Source organism: Myxococcus sp. AB025B (genome assembly GCF_006518215.1).
Classification (GTDB): domain Bacteria; phylum Myxococcota; class Myxococcia; order Myxococcales; family Myxococcaceae; genus Myxococcus; species Myxococcus fulvus.
In genome coordinates, this window is record NZ_SRLW01000507.1 from 1 (window position 1) to 3,960 (window position 3,960).

General features: G+C 61.7%; 4 protein-coding genes and 1 pseudogene. 1 reads left to right on the plus strand and 4 read right to left on the minus strand.

Going from position 1 to position 3,960, the window contains the following annotated elements; genetic code table 11:
- Positions 1–354 precede the first annotated feature (354 nt).
- The 4 genes and pseudogenes from FL311_RS41715 to FL311_RS41730 form a co-directional block, all read right to left on the minus strand.
- Positions 355–1,160 (minus strand): IS5 family transposase gene (locus FL311_RS41715; RefSeq protein WP_141333175.1). Its coding sequence is split into 2 segments (ribosomal slippage): positions 355–839 and positions 839–1,160, totalling 807 coding nucleotides; the frame shifts between segments, so codons are not numbered across the junction.
- A gap of 279 nt (positions 1,161–1,439) precedes the next feature.
- Entirely contained in the window at positions 1,440–2,171 is a 732-nt protein-coding gene (locus FL311_RS46390; protein ID WP_368668621.1) for a M57 family metalloprotease, read from the minus strand.
- A gap of 24 nt (positions 2,172–2,195) precedes the next feature.
- Positions 2,196–2,534, minus strand: a complete 339-nt coding sequence (locus FL311_RS41725; RefSeq protein ID WP_141333172.1) for a hypothetical protein — start codon at positions 2,532–2,534, stop codon at positions 2,196–2,198.
- A 258-nt stretch (positions 2,535–2,792) separates the two neighbouring features.
- Positions 2,793–3,122, minus strand: a pseudogene (locus FL311_RS41730) (integrase core domain-containing protein); the annotation flags it as partial.
- Between the two features lie 75 nt (positions 3,123–3,197).
- Between FL311_RS41730 and FL311_RS41735 the strand changes: the two are divergent.
- A complete protein-coding gene (locus tag FL311_RS41735; RefSeq protein ID WP_141333174.1) occupies positions 3,198–3,650 on the plus strand; it encodes an ATP-binding protein in 453 nt (150 codons plus the stop codon).
- Positions 3,651–3,960 lie beyond the last annotated feature (310 nt).

Here is a 3,960-nt window from a genome sequence, read left to right on the forward strand (position 1 = left end):
CGCCACGCGGGCCTTGAACTCCGGGTCGAACCGCTTCTTGTTCCTCTGCTTCATGGCCGTTCTCCTACGTGGGAGTCGGCTCAAAACGCAAAGATGGGGGTGGTCCAAAAAACGGGGTCCACTTCAGCAGACTGGGAAATCGTTGGTGACCCATGAATAGAGCGATGGTCGCACATCGACACCTCGAGCCACATGGGACGCGATGAGCGCACACCCTGAGATTCCGAAGCTGCGACGTCGTCCATGGGTGAGCGTGGGCCTGGACGTACACTGACTCCTTGTGCCGGGCGGCGGCCCCCCTTTTTCCGCCACCGACATTGAAGGACTGGGCTGGAGTTCTCGATCTTACAGCCCCTAACAAACACCAGGGCAGAGGCGGCGTAGGAGCATAAGGCAGCAGCCGAGGACGAGAAAAACGAAGTGAACATCGTCCCTGCGCTCGTCACGGACGCGAAGGCGGCGCAGTTGGTTCTTCCAGGCTAGCGTGCGCTCCACGCCCCAGCGGTAGCGCCCGAGCCGCTCCTTGGACTCAACGCATGGACGGGAAATGCGAGCGGCGATGCCACGGAGGCGAAGCCCTCGCCGGTTCTTCCTGGACGCGTAGGTCTTGTCGCCATGGAGCTTCGCGGGCCGGAATCTGCGTTGACCCGACGGCATCCGGACAGCGGGCACGGAGTCGACAAGCGGGAAGAGTTCGTGCGTGTCGTGCACGTTGGCCGCCGTCACGGACTCGGTCAGCGGCAGGCCGAGGGCTTCTACGAGAAGATGATGCTTGCTACCCGCCTTCGCTCTATCCGTCGGGCTTGGGCCCGTGAGGGCTCCTTTTTTGACGCCCGGACCGACGAGGAGTCGATGGAGGCACGGGAGAAGTCCACCTTGCCGCTTAGCCCCAGTTCATCGAGCAGTCGCTCCTGGAGCTTTTCCCACACGCCAGCTCGGGTCCATTCCTCCAGCCTGCGCCAGGCCGCCATGCCCGACAGGCCTAACTGCTTGCGAGGCAGCATCTCCCACGGAATGCCGATCCTCAGCACGAAGACGATGGCATCCAGCGCTGCCCGGTCGTCCGCCCGAGGACGCCCCAGCTTTTTCTTGGGCCGGGGCGGATGCAGCAGGGGCCCCACGCGCTGCCAGAAGGCATCGGGAACGAGTTCACGGACCATGCGTTTCAAGCTGGAGACGACACTTGCCGCTGACCAGCCCGGTCCGCACTTTCGTTAGGAACTGTAAGAGCTGTTGAGAACTCTCGCCTCATGAACTTCGGAGAGTTGCTCGATCTGACAGATTGCCGTGCCCGCACGATGATCAACCGAGAGCCCTGAACATATCCGTTGCGGCGGAAACACCCCGTGGTGCCAGCAGGACACCACGAGGCTCTCCGCTCATGAACTCAGCAGGCTGCGCGAGCTAGTCTTCTTGAGCACATCCTTTGCAGGACTCCGTCAGAATGCTGTCGCAGCAGAGATTGCCGCAACAAACGTGGGACCGATACGATACACCTGCCTAACACCCTCCACGTCAGTAGCACTCAGCTCCCCATTGTTATTCCAAATGGGGTTGCAGTAATTCATGATCGACGACAAGTCCCACGCGCCCACGGTTGCAGTGCCATTGTGCCCCTGCGGCTCGTCTCCACAGCTCGCGGGAGTATCTGGACGATTATGCTCATGAGCGAACCCTATTGCGTGTCCAAACTCATGAACCGCAATACTCGCAATGCAGCTATCGACTGAACTCTGACACGAGGTGCCCCAGTTGTTGAACGAGAAATTCAACACCATGCCATCGTCAACATCCTGAATATTGGTCCCCAGACCCTTTACATGCGGCCCTTCGTCTGAGATGGCAATCCGGATTCCGGAGTAGGCAGAGGTACAATCGCCCCAGCCTGTAAAATTGAAGTAACCAGCAAACCCCCATGTCCTTCGAACTGCATCCCGGACGATACCTTTCTCACGAGGCCAGCCAGACGACTCCCAACACACGGAAATGGGCGTCTCTCCACTGGTGGAACTCCACCAGAGTGCGTATTGGTCGTAATAGATATCGGCGTCGCGAGTCGCCATGGCGTCGTCGTGTATGACACCATGCTCAAGCACGGGCTCGCAAGCGGAGAGTGGCAGTAGCCCTGCCAGACTCGCTGCCGTGAGAATTCGGCGATAGAGTTGTCTCATGCGCACACTCGCTCTGCGTCGAATTCATCTCACCACGAGTTCTTGGACGTCTTCGACGTTTCCGCCATAGATGCCACACGCCCCAGTGCCAACGATATCCACCGTCCGGCCTGCGAGTTTGGCAGACGTAATCGAGGACAGAATCGCTCGGCCGCCGGCGGTATTGGTGTCAAAAGCCCATCCACTCCCTAAAATAGCGCCACAGGCAGGCTTTCCGGAGACGGCCAGCGTCAAGAAGATGATTCCCTTGCCGCTTGAGTCAATGCGGATGTGGGAAATGGTCTGCCCAGTAGTAGAGGCAGCCCTGGAAGGCAGCGAAAAGCCCAACATGGCGACAGCGGCGAGCATGGCGATATTCTTCAAGCGAGACCTCATTGGCTGATTAGGCGATGTTGCCACAGGCGCTACCTGTCGAGAGCCAGGGCGCACTCCAGGCTATATCAAACAAAACAGGGCATCAAACCCAAAACGGGCCTCCGGGTCTTTTCAGGGACAACGAACTCTTTCAGCAAGCAATGCTGGGATTGACAGCTGTCGTCCAGTGCGCCCCTATCCTCGACGGGACTGCGCATGCAGCAAAGAGCATCATGAACTCGGGATGACGGCGTCGGGCACGCGCCAGTACATCTGGTGGCGCCAAGCGAGTATCGAGGGTTCGCGCCGGAAATGCCTGTCGGCGGGAGTGACGAAGCGGCTGGCCGAATGTCGGTGTTCGGTGTTGTACCAGTCCACGAAGCGCGTCACCCAGACGTGCGCGTCCTCGACGGACGCGAAGGGCCTTTGAGGAAAGCTGGGGCGACACTTCAGCGTGCGGAAGAGTGCCTCGGAGAAAGCATTGTCCTCCGAGAGACGGGGCCGGCAGAAGGACGGTGTACCGCGCGGCCATTGCAACGTGGCCAGTATGGTGGCGCCCTTCATCGGCCCGCCGTTGTCCGAGTGCAGCACCAGCCCTGACCCACCGCGGCCCGACCAGGGCGTCCCCACGCCCATGCGACGGGCTGAGCACACCGCTGCCCGGCCAGCCTCGTGCACTTCGGCTTCTCCGAGGCGCCCTTCTCCAAGGAGATTGCCGACGCGGACCTCTGGCTGCCGGCCTCCAAGACGGGCCTCGTCGAGGAACTCTGCGAAGCCGTGCGCGAGCGGCAGAGCGTCATGCTGGTGGGCGAGCCCGGCGTCGGCAAGACGTGCGTCCTGCGCGCGCTTCGTCACCGGCTTCCCCAGGCGGGCTTCCGCCTCACCTATTGCCACAACGCCACGCTGGGCCGCCGCGACTTCTACCGCCAGCTGTGTCTGGCCCTCGGGCTCACCCCGTCCGCCGCCGCCGCTGTCTTCTACGCCGTGTCCAGCCACGTGGAGGAACTCGGTCGCGAGCGCGTCCACCCCGTCTTCCTCCTCGACGAGACGCACCTGCTCCATCAGGACGTGCTCGACCACCTCCACATCCTCCTCAACTACCAGTGGGACTCCAAGTGTTGCTGAGCGAAGTGGTTGATGGAGAGCGCGGTCGCGACGAGCGCGTTGGTTGCCGGGAAGGGATGTTGCAGGCCGTGCGGAGTCCAGCAGCGAGCCGGATTCTGGCGCGCCACGCTGCGTGAGGTAATCCACGGGGCTCAGAGAGGACGGGGCGCGGCGGTGTTCGCCAGCTCGCGTGAGAGAAAGGTGCCTCAGTGGTCACCCAAAACCGGCCAATGAAGGTCCCCTGAAAAGCGGCCAAAGGGGAGGGCCGAGACGTTGACGCCCGGGTAGGACGTGGAGTCCGCCTGGGGGATGGGCAACGTCTTGAGCGACG

Bases quoted from the DNA above. Each gene is read 5' to 3' on its own strand.
- FL311_RS46390 (WP_368668621.1), bottom strand. From the start codon at position 2,171: ATGAGACAACTCTATCGCCGAATTCTCACGGCAGCGAGTCTGGCAGGG.